General features: G+C 70.5%; 18 protein-coding genes and 1 riboswitch. Of the genes, 16 read left to right on the forward strand and 2 right to left on the reverse strand.

The features are described 5' to 3' along the window. The first annotated feature begins 32 nt into the window (after positions 1 to 32). From ftsH to MUN33_RS10045, 13 genes are all read left to right on the forward strand, one after another. Positions 33 to 2,366: an ATP-dependent zinc metalloprotease FtsH gene (gene ftsH, locus MUN33_RS09985; RefSeq protein WP_244804767.1), complete on the forward strand. Its 2,334-nt coding sequence runs from the start codon at positions 33 to 35 to the stop codon at positions 2,364 to 2,366. A 21-nt stretch (positions 2,367 to 2,387) separates the two neighbouring features. Further along, positions 2,388 to 3,014, forward strand: coding sequence for a GTP cyclohydrolase I FolE (folE, locus tag MUN33_RS09990; protein ID WP_369414959.1), 627 nt, complete (start codon positions 2,388 to 2,390; stop codon positions 3,012 to 3,014). 126 nt (positions 3,015 to 3,140) lie between these two features. Then, positions 3,141 to 3,989 carry a dihydropteroate synthase gene (folP, locus tag MUN33_RS09995; RefSeq protein ID WP_244804768.1) on the forward strand — a complete coding sequence of 283 codons (849 nt, stop codon included), beginning with the start codon at positions 3,141 to 3,143 and terminating at the stop codon, positions 3,987 to 3,989. After that, positions 3,982 to 4,362, forward strand: coding sequence for a dihydroneopterin aldolase (folB, locus tag MUN33_RS10000; protein ID WP_244804769.1), 381 nt, complete (start codon positions 3,982 to 3,984; stop codon positions 4,360 to 4,362). Before folP ends, folB begins: the two co-directional genes overlap by 8 nt. A 29-nt stretch (positions 4,363 to 4,391) precedes the next feature. Further along, entirely contained in the window at positions 4,392 to 4,910 is a 519-nt protein-coding gene (gene folK / locus MUN33_RS10005) for a 2-amino-4-hydroxy-6-hydroxymethyldihydropteridine diphosphokinase (protein WP_439647855.1), read from the forward strand. Then, on the forward strand, positions 4,907 to 5,398 hold the full coding sequence (locus tag MUN33_RS10010) for a DUF3180 domain-containing protein (RefSeq protein WP_244804771.1): 492 nt from the start codon (positions 4,907 to 4,909) through the stop codon (positions 5,396 to 5,398). The genes folK and MUN33_RS10010 overlap by 4 nt, the downstream gene beginning before the upstream one ends. Continuing rightward, positions 5,395 to 6,489, forward strand: a complete 1,095-nt coding sequence (locus MUN33_RS10015; RefSeq protein WP_244804772.1) for a DUF6779 domain-containing protein — start codon at positions 5,395 to 5,397, stop codon at positions 6,487 to 6,489. The genes MUN33_RS10010 and MUN33_RS10015 overlap by 4 nt, the downstream gene beginning before the upstream one ends. A 21-nt stretch (positions 6,490 to 6,510) precedes the next feature. After that, a complete protein-coding gene (locus tag MUN33_RS10020; protein ID WP_244804773.1) occupies positions 6,511 to 7,416 on the forward strand; it encodes a Rossmann-like and DUF2520 domain-containing protein in 906 nt (301 codons plus the stop codon). Between the two features lie 90 nt (positions 7,417 to 7,506). Then, the gene (panC, locus tag MUN33_RS10025; RefSeq protein WP_244804774.1) at positions 7,507 to 8,451 is read left to right on the forward strand and encodes a pantoate--beta-alanine ligase; all 945 of its coding nucleotides are present in this window, start codon (positions 7,507 to 7,509) and stop codon (positions 8,449 to 8,451) included. 10 nt (positions 8,452 to 8,461) lie between these two features. After that, on the forward strand, positions 8,462 to 8,875 hold the full coding sequence (panD, locus tag MUN33_RS10030; RefSeq protein WP_244804775.1) for an aspartate 1-decarboxylase: 414 nt from the start codon (positions 8,462 to 8,464) through the stop codon (positions 8,873 to 8,875). Positions 8,876 to 9,261: 386 nt separating this feature from the next. After that, the gene (locus MUN33_RS10035; protein WP_244804776.1) at positions 9,262 to 9,762 is read left to right on the forward strand and encodes an RrF2 family transcriptional regulator; all 501 of its coding nucleotides are present in this window, start codon (positions 9,262 to 9,264) and stop codon (positions 9,760 to 9,762) included. A gap of 11 nt (positions 9,763 to 9,773) precedes the next feature. Continuing rightward, entirely contained in the window at positions 9,774 to 11,009 is a 1,236-nt protein-coding gene (locus MUN33_RS10040) for a globin domain-containing protein (protein WP_244804777.1), read from the forward strand. 11 nt (positions 11,010 to 11,020) lie between these two features. Further along, on the forward strand, positions 11,021 to 11,608 hold the full coding sequence (locus MUN33_RS10045) for a GNAT family N-acetyltransferase (protein ID WP_244804778.1): 588 nt from the start codon (positions 11,021 to 11,023) through the stop codon (positions 11,606 to 11,608). Here MUN33_RS10045 and MUN33_RS10050 read toward each other — a convergent pair. Together MUN33_RS10050 and MUN33_RS10055 are read right to left on the reverse strand one after the other, a co-directional pair. Continuing rightward, positions 11,565 to 12,686, reverse strand: a complete 1,122-nt coding sequence (locus tag MUN33_RS10050) for a helix-turn-helix domain-containing protein (RefSeq protein ID WP_244804779.1) — start codon at positions 12,684 to 12,686, stop codon at positions 11,565 to 11,567. The genes MUN33_RS10045 and MUN33_RS10050 overlap by 44 nt on opposite strands. Positions 12,687 to 12,696: 10 nt before the next feature. Beyond that, entirely contained in the window at positions 12,697 to 13,344 is a 648-nt protein-coding gene (locus MUN33_RS10055) for a HEAT repeat domain-containing protein (protein WP_244804780.1), read from the reverse strand. Between the two features lie 86 nt (positions 13,345 to 13,430). Continuing rightward, positions 13,431 to 13,581, forward strand: a riboswitch (SAM riboswitch). 12 nt (positions 13,582 to 13,593) lie between these two features. Between MUN33_RS10055 and MUN33_RS10060 the strand changes: the two genes are divergently transcribed. From MUN33_RS10060 to MUN33_RS10070, 3 genes are all read left to right on the forward strand, one after another. Beyond that, entirely contained in the window at positions 13,594 to 13,974 is a 381-nt protein-coding gene (locus MUN33_RS10060) for a hypothetical protein (RefSeq protein ID WP_244804781.1), read from the forward strand. Continuing rightward, complete coding sequence (locus MUN33_RS10065) at positions 13,971 to 14,366, forward strand: hypothetical protein (RefSeq protein ID WP_244804782.1); 396 nt, start codon at positions 13,971 to 13,973, stop codon at positions 14,364 to 14,366. The genes MUN33_RS10060 and MUN33_RS10065 overlap by 4 nt, the downstream gene beginning before the upstream one ends. Positions 14,367 to 14,465: 99 nt before the next feature. Further along, a complete protein-coding gene (locus tag MUN33_RS10070) occupies positions 14,466 to 14,762 on the forward strand; it encodes a DUF503 domain-containing protein (protein WP_244804783.1) in 297 nt (98 codons plus the stop codon). Positions 14,763 to 14,837 lie beyond the last annotated feature (75 nt).

The raw sequence follows: 14,837 nt of genomic DNA on the forward strand, positions 1-14,837 counted from the left end.
CGCGTCCGGTCCTGCGATACGCTTGTGGGACTATGAACAAGAAGAGGGTTCTGAGGGTCGCCGCCATCGTCGCCGCGGTTCTCGTCGTCATCTACGCGTTCGGTGTCCTCACCGACTCCACCCGCGGCTACGACAACGTCGACACGTCGGTGGCCATGAAGCAGTTCGACGACGACAATGTCGCCGAGGTGCAGATCAACGATCGTGAGCAGCAGCTGCAGATGACGCTGCGCAACGAGATCAGTGTCGACGGCAAGGACGGGATCACCCAGGTCACCGCGCAGTACCCCGCGCGCGCTGCAGACACCGTCTTCGACCGGGTCGAGGCGTCCGGCGCGGACAACTACACCACCAACGTCACCCAGGACAGCGTCCTGGGGTCCCTGCTGGTGATGCTGCTGCCGATCGTGCTGATCGGCGGGTTGCTGCTGTTCTTCCTGACCCGGATGCAGGGTGGCCCGGGCGGTGCCTTCAACATCGGCAAGTCGAAGGCCAAGGAACTCAACGTCGACAACCCCGACACCACCTTCGACGACGTTGCCGGCGCGGACGAGGCGGTCGAGGAGCTCGACGAGATCCGCGACTTCCTGCAGAACCCGGAGCGCTACGAGCACCTGGGGGCGAAGATCCCCCGCGGCGTGCTGCTCTACGGGCCGCCCGGTACCGGTAAGACCCTGCTGGCCCGCGCGGTCGCGGGCGAGGCGGGCGTGCCGTTCTACACGATCTCCGGGTCGGATTTCGTGGAGATGTTCGTCGGTGTCGGTGCCTCCCGTGTGCGTGACCTGTTCAAGACCGCCAAGGAGAACAGCCCCTGCATCATCTTCGTCGACGAGATCGACGCCGTCGGCCGCCAGCGTGGCGCCGGCATGGGTGGCGGGCACGACGAGCGTGAGCAGACCCTCAACCAGCTGCTCGTGGAGATGGACGGTTTCAGCGACCGCGAGAACGTGATCCTGATGGCGGCGACGAACCGGCCGGACATCCTCGACCCGGCGCTGCTGCGTCCGGGCCGCTTCGACCGCCAGATCCCGGTCACCAACCCGGACATCGCCGGACGCGAGCAGATCCTGCGGGTGCACTCCGAGGGCAAGCCGTTGGCCCCGGACGTGGACCTGGCGTCGTTGGCGAAGCGCACGGTCGGCATGTCCGGTGCGGACCTGGCGAACGTCCTGAACGAGGCGGCGCTGCTGACCGCCCGCGTGGACGGCAACGTCATCACTGGCGACGCCTTGGAGGAGGCGACCGACCGCGTCATCGGCGGGCCGCGTCGCAGCACCAAGATCATCTCGGAGCAGGAGAAGAAGGTCACCGCCTACCACGAGGGCGGCCACACCCTGGCGGCCTGGGGGATCAAGGACATCGAGCGGGTCTACAAGGTGACCATCCTCGCCCGCGGGCGCACCGGCGGGCACGCCATGGCCGTGCCGGAGGACGACAAGGGCATGTACAACCGCTCGGAGCTCTTCGCCCGCCTGGTCTTCGCCATGGGTGGACGGGCCGCCGAGGAGCTCGTCTTCGGCGCGCCCACCACCGGCGCGTCCGCCGATATCGAGCAGGCGACGAAGATCGCCCGGTCGATGGTCACCGAATACGGCATGAGCCCGGAACTCGGCGCGGTGAAGTACGGCGAGGAGCAGGGCGACCCGTTCGTCGGACGTGGCGGTCAGGGTTCCCTGGAGTACTCGCCGGCGGTGGCGGCGACCATCGACGGCCAGGTCCGTATGCTCATCGAGAAGGCGCACGGGGTGGCCTACCGCATCCTGCGCGACAACCGTGACTACCTCGACCGGCTCGCCGAGAAGCTGCTGGAGAAGGAGACGCTGCGGCGTCCCGACCTCGAGGCGATCTTCGACGACCTGGAGCCGGTGGAGGTCAACGACATCTTCCCGAACCAGGACGTGGAGTACCCGAAGGACTTCCGCGAGCCGGTGAAGACCCCGACCGAGATGGCCCGCGAACGCGGCGAGGAACTGCCTCCCCGCAACGACTTCTTCTCGCAGGCGCGCAAGGCCCGTGTCGAGCGCCGGCGGCGCCAGCAGGCCGACGACCTGGAGCAGAAGCAGGGCCAGCCCGCACCCGGGCGGTGGAGCGGCCAGTCCCACCCCGACCACCTGTGGGGCGGTCAGGACAGGGTGAACCCGGACGGCTCAGGCCGGCACCCGGGCGAGCGCAGCTACGGCGCCTCGGGCGAGCCCGCCGGCGATTCCGGCGCGACCGGCGACCAGCCGCTGCGTGGATTCCGGCTGCCCGACAGCGAGCAACCGGACAACCCGTGGATGAGCGACGATGCACCGACGCGTAACCTGAGGGCCCAGAACGACGGTGGGCGCCACCACCGCCGCGACGACACCGACGAGAAAGACTGATCTGACACCGTGACCGACTCCGTGACCGACAGCGACAACCTTCCGGAGACCGGCCGGGACACTGGCCGGGAGACTGGCCCCGTCTTCGACCAGGCCCGTGCCGAGGCAGCGGTGCGTGAACTCCTCCTGGCCGTGGGGGAGGACCCCGACCGTGAGGGGCTGCAGGAGACCCCGGCACGGGTCGCCCGCGCCTACCGGGAGTCTTTCGGGGGGCTCTACGAGGACCCCGCCGAGGTGCTGTCGAAGACCTTCAACGAGGACCACCGGGAGCTCGTCCTGGTCAAGGACATCCCCGTCTACTCGACCTGCGAGCACCACCTGGTGCCGTTCTACGGGCACGTCCACATCGGCTACATCCCGGGCGAGTCGGGGACGGTCACCGGCCTGTCGAAACTGGCCCGGCTGGCCGACGGCTACGCCAAGCGCCCCCAGGTCCAGGAGCGGCTGACCCGCCAGATCGCCGACGCGGTGGAGGAGCGCCTGCAGGCGCAGGCGGTGATCGTCGTCATCGAGGCGGAGCACCTGTGCATGGCGATGCGCGGGATCCGCAAGCCCGGTTCCTCCACCGTGACCTCGGCGGTCCGTGGCGGATTCCGCAGCGACGCCCGTTCGCGTGCCGAGGCGCTCAGCCTGATCCGCGGGCACTGAGCCACTGAGCCACTGAACGACAGCCAGGACAGCGTCCCCACCATGCCAGCCACGCCGCCCCCAGGATCCGCAGGGTCTACAGGATCCACAGGATCCACAGTTCCCGCCCGGCCCGCCGCCCCCGCCATGGTGATGGGGATCCTCAACGTCACCGAGGACTCCTTCTCCGACGGCGGGGAGTGGACGACCACCGCGCGGGCACTCGCCCACGCCCGCGACATGGTCGCCGCCGGTGCCGACATCATCGACGTCGGCGGCGAGTCGACCCGCCCCGGGGCCACCCGTGTCCCCGCCGACGTCGAGGCGGCACGGGTCGTCCCGGTGATCCGTGCCCTGCACGACGAGGGGATCACCACCAGTGTCGACACGATGCGGGCCTCGACCGCGGCGGCGGCGATCGAGGCCGGGGCGGATATCGTCAACGACGTCTCCGGCGGCCTCGCCGACGAGCGGATGTACCGCACCGTCGCCGACTCCACGGCCGACTACTGCCTGATGCACTGGCGGGCCGAGCGTTTCGAGTCCGCCTCGGGGCGCGCCGACCACGGCGCGGACATCGTCGCCGACGTCTGCGACGTCCTGTCGTCGCTGGCCGCGCGTGCACAGCAGGCCGGTGTCGACGCCGGGCGGATCATCCTGGACCCCGGTCTCGGCTTCGCCAAGAACGCCGACGACAACTGGGCCCTGTTGGCCGGTATGCCGTCCTACCTGGCGCTGGGCCACCGGGTACTCATCGGCGCCAGCCGGAAGCGGTTCCTTACCGCGCTGCGCCCGGGACCGGACGGGGCCCCGGGGACACCGGCCTCGGCGGACGACGCCACCGCCGCGGTCAGCGCCCTGGCCGCCCGGGCCGGCGCCTGGGCCGTCCGTGTCCACGACGTCGCCGCGAACCGCGCCGCCGTCGACGTCGCCCACGCCGTGGCCACCGGCCGCGGCCCGGCACTACCTGAAGGATGGAGGGCCCGTCGTGGCTGACCGAATCGAACTCACCGGCCTGGAGGCCTACGGCTACCACGGGGTCTACGACTTCGAGAAGGAGCAGGGCCAGAAGTTCATCGTCGACCTGGTGGTGTGGACCGACTTCACCGACGCCGTCGCCGACGATGACATCGGCCGGACCATCTCCTACGTGGATCTCGCCGACATCGCGGTGGGGATCGTCTCCGGGCCGAGCAAGGACCTGATCGAGACCGTCTCGGCCTCCATCGCCGACGCCGTCAACGAGGTCGAGGGGGTGCTGGCCGTCGAGGTCACCGTGCACAAGCCGGACGCCCCGATCCACCACCCGTTCTCCGACGTGCGCGTGGTCGCCCGCCGGTCCCATAAGACCCCGGGGTCACGGACATGAGCGGCATGAACGGCAGGAGTGCTGAGGGCCTGCCGGCGGTCCTGGCGTTCGGCTCGAACATGCCGGGGGCGCTGTCGGGGCCGGAGGAGCAGATCCGTACCGCCGCAGAGGCGCTCGCCGCCGTCGACGGTGTCACCCCGGTCAGCGCCAGCGCCATGTTCGCCACCCCGCCGTGGGGGGTCACCGACCAGGACGAGTTCCGTAACTGCGTGCTCACGGTGCAGACCACCCTCGACCCGCTGACCCTGCTGCACCACTGCCAGGGGCTGGAACAGGCGGCCCGGCGTGTCCGGGACCGCCACTGGGGGCCGCGGACCCTCGACATCGACGTCATCGACTACGCCGGTGTCCGCAGCGACGGCCGGTGGGGCGAGGAGCTCGTCCTGCCGCACCCGTGGGCGCACCAGCGTCCTTTCGTCCTGGTGCCGTGGCTCGACGCGGACCCGGAGGCGACCCTCGACGGGCGTCCCGTCCGGGAATGGCTCGCCGCGTGCGGGGGGCCGGACGACGGAATCCGGGCGTTACCCGACGTACGATGGGCCCCATGAACCAGACCAGTGTCGGGATGCTCGTGACCTCGGCGGTGGCCGCGGGAATCGTGTCCTTCGCCGGTGTGTGGGTCTTCTATGGCAGCTTCCCGCCGATCAGTGTCGGCGCGTCGACGGCCCTGTGGGTCTTCGCCGTCGTTGCGGGTGCGCTCGCGGTGACGGTCCGCCGCCGGATCGCCGCCGGGGAGGTGGGGCAGGACCGGTCGCAGATGTCGCCGGTGTTCATCTCCCGGTGCGCGGTGTTCGGCAAGGCCGCCGGCTGGATCGGCGCCGTGGTGGGCGGGTTCTACGGTGGGGTGACCGTCTACGTCCTCCTGCGGCACGGTGAGCTGCTCGCGGCCCAGCAGGACACCCCGGGGGCGGTGACGTCTCTGCTGGCTGCGACGGCGATGGCGGTGGCCGGGGTCCTGCTCGAACGAAGTTGTCTGGTCCCTCCCGGCGATGCCGACGGTGACGAGCGCCGTGGAGATGTATTCTTGACGCCATGAGTTCCGCGTATTCGCCCGACGATTCGCACCGGCTTCCCGATCCGTCGAGCCGGAGCGGTTCCTCCACGCCTGGTAACGGTATGAAGTTCCTGATGTACCTGGTGTTCGTCCTCGCGTTGGTGGCGACGATCATCATGTTCTTCGTCGACTCGGAGATGTGGCTGAACGTCGCGGTCATCACCTCCCTGTGGGCGGCGTTCATCGGTGCGATCCTCGTGTCGCGCTACTCCGGTGTCATCGGCGAGGAGCGCAGCCGCCGTCAGGAACTGGAGCGCCGCCACAATGCGGAGATCGAGCGGGAGCGCTCCGAGGCCCAGCGTCGTGAGGTGCAGCTGGAGAACGACTTCCGCAGCCGTCTCGGCGCGGAGCACGACACGACGCTCGACGCGATCCGCAAGGAGCTCGAGGCCATGCGTGAGCAGCTCGCCGACCTGTCCGGCGGTGACTGGAGCAATGAGCAGGTGTCGTTGAAGGCACGTGCCGAGCGGATCATCGAGCTGGAACGCAACGTCTCCCGTGCCGGCGACGCGGCCCGGCAGGCGGAGGCGACGTCCCCGCGCACCGGGGCGTCGACCACCGGTGCGTCGGCTACCGGTGCGTCGACCACCCGGGCGGCGGCGGACACCGACACCTCCGGCCAGGAACGGTCCGGCGGGCGCCGTGGTGGGTTCTCCACGGGGTCCTTCGCCGCCGTGCGCTGGTCCGGTGCGGACAGTGAGGCCACCACCCAGATCCCCATGGTCGTCGACACCCGCTCGATGGACGGTGCGTCGCAGGCGTCCGGCGCCGGGTCCGCTGCGACCCCCGCGGCGACCAGCCCGTCGACGCCGTCCGGGAGCACCCGCCCGCACTGGGGCCAGCACGAGAGCGACGCCGAGCCCGCCCCGGCGTCCGGCGCAGCCCCCGCCCACGAGGCGGCTGGGTCGAATGGGTCGACTGGGTCGGCCGGGTCGGTCGAGCCGGCCCCGGGCCGTCGCCGTCGTGCACCGGAGGCCGAGGTCGAGCCGCACGGTCGTCGACGTGCCGGCGAGAGCGACGAGGGCGTCACCGTCGCCGAGCTGATGGCCCAGATGAAGAAGAACGCCCGGTAGCGCACGGGTAGACTTCTCGCCGTGACTGACACGACACCCGCCGACCGACAGGAACCCCGCCTGTCGGTCGGCGTCATTTCTGCCGGGGCGGTCGGAACCGCGGTCGCCGAGAGCCTGCTCCGTGCCGGCCACCACGTCCACGGCGTGGTGGCGCGGTCCGGGGAGTCGCGTGAACGGGTGCGGACCCGCCTGCCCGGGGTCCCCGTGCACGGCGCCGACGGTGTCGCCGAGGTCGCCCAGGCCGCGCTCGTGGTGCTGGCGGTACCCGACCCGCAGCTCCCGGACGTGGTCCTGGAGGTCGCGGAGGTCGTCCGGGCCGGGCAGATCGTCGTCCACACCGCCGGCGCCCTGGGGTGTGCGGTGCTGCAGCCGGTCACCGACACCGGCGCGCTGCCCCTGGCGCTCCACCCGGCGATGACCTTCCGTGGCGGGCCCGAGGACACCGACAACCTCGTGGGCTGTGCATGGGGCGTCACGACCGACTCCGAGACGGGGGCCGCCGTCGCCGAGCTCCTGGTGTCGACGATGGGTGGGGTGCCCGTGCCGGTCGCCGAGGACCAGCGCACCGTCTACCACGCCGCCATGGCGCATGGGGCGAACCACCTGGTCACCCAGGTGGTGGAGGCGCTGCGCATGCTCGACCACGCGCTCGGCGACGCCGGTGAGGACCCCCGGTCGCCGCTGCTGCTGCGACGGATCCTCCCCGCCGCGGTCGAGGGGGCGCTCGAGAGCCGGATGGCCGCGCTCACCGGCCCCACCGCGCGGGACGACGCCACCACCGTGCTGCGTCACCTCGCCGCACTGCGCGGGGTCGGCACCCCGGCGGGCCGGGAGTCCGACCTGGCGTCGTCCTACCGCCAGGACGCGGAACGGACCGCGCGGGCGGCGGGCTCGCTGGACGTCGAGCGGGCCCTGAACCAGGGCTGAGTGGGGATCGGCGGGGTCGGGCGACTATCGTGTCTTAGCGTCCAGTTCCCTGGGCCGTCACAGCCGCCACACCTGTCAGGAGAATCACCGGTGAGTTTCACCCCGGGTCAGGCCACCGTCTACACCGACATCGCCAGCATCGGCGAGCTCACCCGAGCGATGCGGAAGGCCGGGCGTCCCGTCGTCCTCGTCCCCACGATGGGGGCACTGCACGAGGGGCACCTGGCGCTCGTCCGCGCCGCCCAGCAGCTGCCGCGGGCGCTGGTCGTGGTGTCGGTGTTCGTCAATCCGCTCCAGTTCGCCGAAGGGGAGGACCTCGACGCCTACCCGCGGACGCTGGACTCCGACGTGGAGAAGCTCGCCGCCGCCGGTGTGGACGCCGTGTTCGCGCCGAGCCCCCGGGAGATGTACCCCAACGGTCCGCGTACCACGGTGTTGCCGGGGCCGGCCGGTGCCGTCCTGGAGGGGGAGACACGCCCCACCCACTTTGCCGGGGTGCTTACGGTGGTCTCGAAGCTCTTCCACATCACCAACTGTTCCCACGCCTTCTTCGGCGAGAAGGACTACCAGCAGCTGGTGCTGATCCAGCAGATGGTCACCGACCTCAACCTGGGGGTGCAGGTCCACGGTGTGCCCGTCGTCCGTGAAGCGGACGGACTGGCGAAGTCCTCGCGCAACATCTACCTCTCCGGGGCGGAGCGCAACGCCGCGCTGTCCCTGTCGGCCGCGCTGCTCGCCGGCGCCCATGTCGCCGAGGACGGTGCCGGGGCCGTCCTGGACACCGCACGGCAGGTCCTCGAGACCTCCCCGGACGTGGAGCTCGACTACCTTGAACTGCGCGGCCTCGATCTGGGCGATGCCCCGGAGAAGGGCGACGCCCGCCTCCTCGTGGCCGCGCGGGTGGGCTCCACCCGGCTGATCGACAACGTCGGCGTGCCGTTGGGGATCGGGTTCCGGAACATCGGTGACGCCGGTGACGCCGGTGAGCACGGCGAGAACCCCGAAGACCTGACGACCGCCCCCGGGACAGAGTAGGGTTTCTGACGTGATCCGCACCATGATGAAGTCCAAGATCCATCGGGCGACCGTCACCCAGGCCGACCTGCACTACGTCGGCTCCTGCACCATCGACGCCGACCTGATGGAGTCCGCCGACCTGCTCGAGGGCGAGCAGATCGACATCGTCGACGTCGACAACGGCGCCCGCCTGACCACGTACGCCATCACCGGCGAGCGCGGCTCGGGGATGATCTCGATCAACGGTGCCGCCGCCCACCTGGTCCACCCCGGTGACCTGGTGATCATCATCGCCTACGGCCAGTACAGCTCCGAGGAGCTCAAGGACTACAACCCCCGCGTCGTCTTCGTCGACGGCGCCAACGAGCAGGTCACGCTCAGCGACGACCCGGCCGACGTCCCGGTGGGGTCCGGCCTGCTGAACCCCCGGTTCCCGGTGTAGGGGCTTCACCCCGGGGGCCCTGACCACATGCGCGGGGGACATGTGGTGGCAGAGTCACCGGCCAGACGGCAGAGCCGACGGTCGATGTCGACCCCCGAAACGCCCGGCACCCCTGCCCGGCTGACGGGGAGCTCTGCCACCCTGCACACCCGGACCCCGGCTCGCCTCCCGCGCCGTCCCCGGTGTAGGGGCCTCACGCGGGGGAGGACACCACCCCCGGACGCCTGCCACCGCGAAAATGTGACGGAGATCAATCCACTGCGGCACCGCCGCACCGAATGCGCCGGTGCGCGGCACATCACCGTATCCTGACCTGCCCGGGACCCTCTCTTTTATGGGCCATCTCAGATGTACCTTTGCCGCCGTCGGGGCCTACCGTGGTGTCCATGCACCTCACGAAGTTCACTGACCTGGGGCTCCGGGCGCTGATGATCCTCGGTGACACCGGGGCCGCCGGGGCCACCGACCCCGCCCAGCGCCGCACCATCGGTGAGCTCGCGGTCCAAACCGCGGCACCGGCGTCGCACGTGAAGAAGGTCGTCGCCCGGCTTACCGGCGCGGGGATCCTCGGATCGGTCCGGGGCCGGAGCGGTGGGGTGTACCTGGCCGACGGCGCACGCTCGGTCGACGTGGGCACGCTGCTGCGTGACCTGGAGGGCCGCCACGAAGTCGTGGACTGCGACGGCGACACCCCCTGCCCACTGGCCCGACGCGACTGCTCACTGCGGCACCTGCTCGCCGACGCCCAGGAGAATTTCTTCTCGACCTTCGACGGCATCGCACTGGGCGAGCTCATCGACCGCAACGCCGCCGGAGCCCCGACCGGGCCGGTCAGCGTGGGGATGCCCACGACCCCGGCGCCCCGCACCTACGACACCGACGAGTAAGGAACCCACCCATGTCCACCACCACGACACTGCTGTCCGACTCCGTCCGCACCCGCCGCCTCACCCCGGAACACGAGGCGACGGTGGTCGCGACGCTGCCGGTCATCGGCGCGCACATCAACGAGATCACCCCGGTCTTCTACAACCGCATGTTCGACGCGCACCCGGAGCTCATCCGCGACACCTTCAACCGTGGCAACCAGCGCTCCGGTGGCCAGCAGAAGGCGTTGGCCGCCTCGGTGGCCACCTTCGCCACCATGCTCGTCGACCCGAAGGCCCCGGACCCGGTGGCGATGCTGTCCCGGATCGCGCACAAGCACGTCTCCCTCGGGATCACCGCCGACCAGTACCAGATCGTCCACGACCACCTCTTCGCCGCGATCGTCGAGGTCCTCGGCGAGGCCGTGACCCCGGACGTCGCCGAGGCGTGGGACGAGGTGTACTGGCTCATGGCGGAGGTGCTCATCGACGCCGAATCGGGCCTCTACCAGGCGGCGGGTGTCGAACCCGGTGACGTCTTCCGCGACGCCGTCCTGGCGCACCGCCGCGACCTGTCCGACACAGTCACCGAGTTCACCTTCACCGCCGACGGGTTCGCCGGTGCCCGCGCCGGCCAGTACGTGTCCCTCGGGGTGGTCCTTGAGGACGGTGCCCGCCAGCTGCGCCAGTACTCGCTGGTGGACTGGGACACCGACGGATTCACCGTCGCGGTCCAGCGGGACGGGGAGGTGTCGACGGCACTGCTGGACACCCTGGCCGTCGGCGACCGGGTGGACGCGACCCTTCCGGCCGGCGACCTGGTGCTCTCCGACTCCGTGCTGGCCGGGGAGACCCCGGTGGTGCTGGTGAGCTCGGGCATCGGGTCCACACCGATGACCGGGATGCTGTCGGCGTTGGCCGCCGCCGGCACCGCTCCGACGGTGACGGTGATCCACGCCGACGACACCGAGGACACCTACGCCCAGCGCAAGGTCACCGCCGGCTACGTCGCCGCCCTGCGGGACGCCGGCGCCACCGTCCGGGTCGTGGAGCGCTACCGGGAGGCCGGCCCCGCCCAGGGGGTGGTGGACGTGGCCGACCTCGCCGCGACATCCGTGGTACCCGCCGACGCCGCGTGGTACCTGTGCGGCGGTACCGCGTTCCTGCAGGACATCCGCACGCAGCTGGAGACGGCCGCGACGACGGTGCGTCCCGCCGCGGTGAACGTGGAGCTCTTCGGACCGAACGACTGGCTGCTGGGGGAGTAGCCTGGGACGGTATGACCGATCCCGACACCCCGTTGAGCTGGCCCCTGCCGTCCGCAGACATCGTGGGGGACATCGTGGGGGGCACCGGGGACGGGACGGCACTGCGGCTGCGGGCACCGGTCGACAGTGACCTCCGGGGCCTGGTCACCTCCAGCCGGCACGAGGACTCGCGACGCTTCACCCACCTCGAGGAGGACTACTCCCGGGACGACGCCGCGGCCTTTCTCCGCACGATGGCCCGCTCACCGGTGGCGATGCTGTGGATCGTCGACGACCCGGACGCGCCGGGCGGGTTCGGCGGAACCCTGGAGGTGCGGCTGGTCAGCAGGGAGGCCCGGTGCGTGGAGCTCGGGTACACCACCGCACCGCACCTGCGGGGACGCGGCCTGATGACGGCGGTGGTGCGCCTGGTCACCGAGTTCCTCTTCGACTACCGGGTCCACCGGGTCCAGATCAAGGCGAACCCGGTGAACAGGGCGTCCTGCGCCGTCGCGGTCAACGCCGGGTTCCGGCACGAGGGGACGGCGCGCGACGCCGAGATGCTGCACGGCCGGTTCAACGACCTCGACACGTTCGCCCGTCTCGCGACGGACGGCTGAGTGCCAGGGCCGTGCGTGCGACGGTGCGGTCGGGGTCGGCGGTGAAACCTGCGAGTGCCGGCACGGCCGCGGCGACGCTGTCGGCGAGTTCGGCCAGTGCCTGGACCGTCCGCAGGCGTGCTGCGGCGGATGCGGCTGATGCGGCTGACACGTGGGACCCGGCGGCGACGAGGTGTGCGACGACCGCCTCCCCGGCCTCCGGGTGCCGTCGGCAGAGTGAGGTGAGCGCCTCGGCGGCGTCGACGTCGTGGTCGCCGTCGGTGACCAGGGACACCAGCCGGCCGGTGAGGCGGGCGTCCGGCGCCTGGTCCGTCCGGCGGGCGACGGCCAGGACGGCGCGGGAGCGGACGGTGGGGTCCGGATCGTCGGCGAGGGTCTGCAGCGCGGTCAGTGCAGTCGGATCAGACGGCTCAGCCGGCTCAGCCTGGGGAGCGGCGGTGGCGTCCCCGGCACCCGCCACGGCGTCGAGCGCCTCGACGATGCGCAGGCGCGTGGGGGCGTCCGCGGAGTCGACCCGGGCCACGAGCGGAGGGACCACGTCCTCCCCGGCACGTGCCAGCGACCAGCGCAGTGTTCCGGCGGCGTTCGGGTCGCTCTCCGCGAGGTAGGAGGTGACGAGGGCGTCCGTGGCCAGGCCCGGGACGCTGCGCAGGGCCGCGGCCTGCCGGTCGACGGGGTGGCGTGAGCGCAGGGCGGTGAGCAGGGACGTGACGGCCAGGACGTCGTCCCAGCTGTCGGGGGCGTTGTCCCCGTGGCCCCGCAGGGAGTCCAGCTGGGCGAGGAGGGCCTGCTCCTCGTCGATGCGCTGCAGGGTCTCGGCCCGTAACCGGTCGACGACGGCGGCGACACCGGTGGCGCCGCTGGCGTCCGTGGCGTCGAGGGCGGCCCGGACCTCCGCGACGCCCATGCCCAGTGACCGGAGGGACTCGACCTTCATGAGCCGCTCCAGGTCGGCACGGGAGTAGTCCCGGTAGCCGCCGCTCGTGCGGTGCGACGGCGTGACCAGGCCGTGCGCGTCGTAGTACCGCAGCATGCGCACGCTGACGCCGGTACGTCCGGCCACCTCGCCGATGAGCATGTCCCCGATCCTAGTGGTCCCGGTGCGGGTCCGGCCGTGGGCCGGTGACGGTGTATTCCGCGGAGTCGAAGCCGTAGTCGGGGTCGTCGAGCAGGACCAGGGTGGTCGCGGCGTGGATCCCGGCGGGGCCTGTGAGTCCTGTGGCTTCTGTGGCTCCTGTGGCGGAGACGGACTCCAGGGCTGCCCGGCCGGCTTCGCCGAGGTCGAGGTAGGCCCGGCTCAGGCTGCGGCGGAGCTCCCGTGGGCCGCGGCCGAGTTGGCTGGACAGCCGGGTGGCGAGGCGTCCTGCGTCCCGGTGGGGGACGCATCCGACGGCGGTCCGCCAGGCGGTGCGCGCGACCTCGTCGTCGGCGTCCCCGACCAGGGCGTCGGTGATGTGCGGGTAGACCGGAACAGGGGCCGCGTCGCCGATCTTCGACAGCGTGTGCAGTGCCTGGGACCGGGCCTGCGGGACGGTGGAGCGCAGTTCGTCGAGCAGTGCGGGCACGGTGAGCTCCGCAGGGTGCCTGGTGAGGGCCCAGGTCAGCATGTCACGGACGAAGAAGTCCGGTTCCACGGCGCAGCGGGCGATGAGGTCGCCCACGCCGGAGCCGCGGGTGGTGCCGGCGTCCAGTGCGGCGCGTAGCCGGGTCGACGGGTCAGGGTGTGCGAGGTTCATGGTGTCAGTGGACACCCTGACACCGTGATAGGGTCAAGCACACGAAAATAGACAGCTTGGTCTGTACCTGTTAAGGTTGTCGGCACGATCAAGAAGTTCACCCCGTGGTTTCTGCACCAGTGCAGCTTCCGCCCGGTCCCGGACGGAGTGGGTGACTGGCAACCGTGTCGCGTACATCGGTGCCCCCGGACGACGATCGGCCCCGCCTTCGGCAGTTGCGCGGGGAAACTGCGGATCACAAGGAGCATCATGCGTACAACACGCTGCAACCTCTATCTACCAGGCCATACTGTTCACTACATCCAGGGCAGGAAGCTCGGCGAGTTCCAGATCGAATTTCCGGAACGGTGCAGGAAGGTGACGCTGAACGACCTCGGGGCGGGGTGGTTCGAGGCTGTCCTCGACGGCGAGACCTACCTCGGATGGAACCACGACCCGGACCGGGTGACCATGTTGGCCCGGCACTCCGTGTTCGGAGAGGTGGTGTACATCCCGTTCTCCAAGTCCCTTGCCGGCGTCCGGAGGGACGACTACGGCAGGCGGACAGGGAGATACGTACTCTATCCGGCCTGGTGTGGTGATGACGAGGACGCTGAACGGACCGGATTCCGGAGGTGTGACGAGAAATGACGATCGCCGAGGAACGACGGAAGACATGCGACGGCGACGGTGTGGGCCACGGTCGGAACGGCGGCGTGCGGTTCCTGCCGATGGGGAGCTTCGACGCCGGGGGTTTTGAGCCGGTGGTCCGGGTGAACGGTGCCGGAAGTTGGGGTGACGATGGGCCCGGCCGGCTTGAGGTGACTATCGGAGACCGCGACCGTGTCGCCTGGCACTGTGACCCCGCCTACCTCATGATTTTCCTGATGCTGGTACGTACCGAACCCTGCTACTTCCACGCGGACACGAGTCTTCTGGCCTGTGGGGACCCGGAGATCCGGCGTTTCCTCAGTATCAGTTTCGACGTCCCGAAACCTTGCCGGAGGTACCCGTTGGGTCGTGTCCCGGAGGTCGCCGGCTGATCCCTGGAGGTGCTGGACAGGCGGCACCACCCGTTGAGCTGTCCGGGAACGGTGTCGGGCTGTTCCTCTGACCTGGAGTGGGCTAGTGTTACCGCCCATATGTGGATCGGAACTCTTGAACTCGATGTCCTGCTCGGCGACGTCCATTCCCTCAAGCAGAAGCGCTCCGTGGTGCGGCCGGTGATCGCGGAGGTGCAGCGCAGATTCGGTATCTCCGTGGCCGAGGTCGACCACCGTGACCTGCACCGCCGTACCGGTATCGGCGCCTCGGCGGTCAGCGGGGACCGCGACCATGTCGTGGAGGTCCTCGAATCCGTGGAGCGTCTGGTGGCCTCCCGGCCCGAGATCCAGGTGCTCTCGGCGAAGCTGCGGTACCTGTCCTCGGAGGACCTGTGACCAGGGGCTGACCAGGGTCTGACCAGGGTCTGACCACGCACGGGAAAACACGAACGCGAAAAGTCTGTCGCCGTG

The sequence above is a fragment of the Corynebacterium kalidii genome, assembly GCF_022869005.1.
GTDB lineage: Bacteria > Actinomycetota > Actinomycetes > Mycobacteriales > Mycobacteriaceae > Corynebacterium > Corynebacterium kalidii.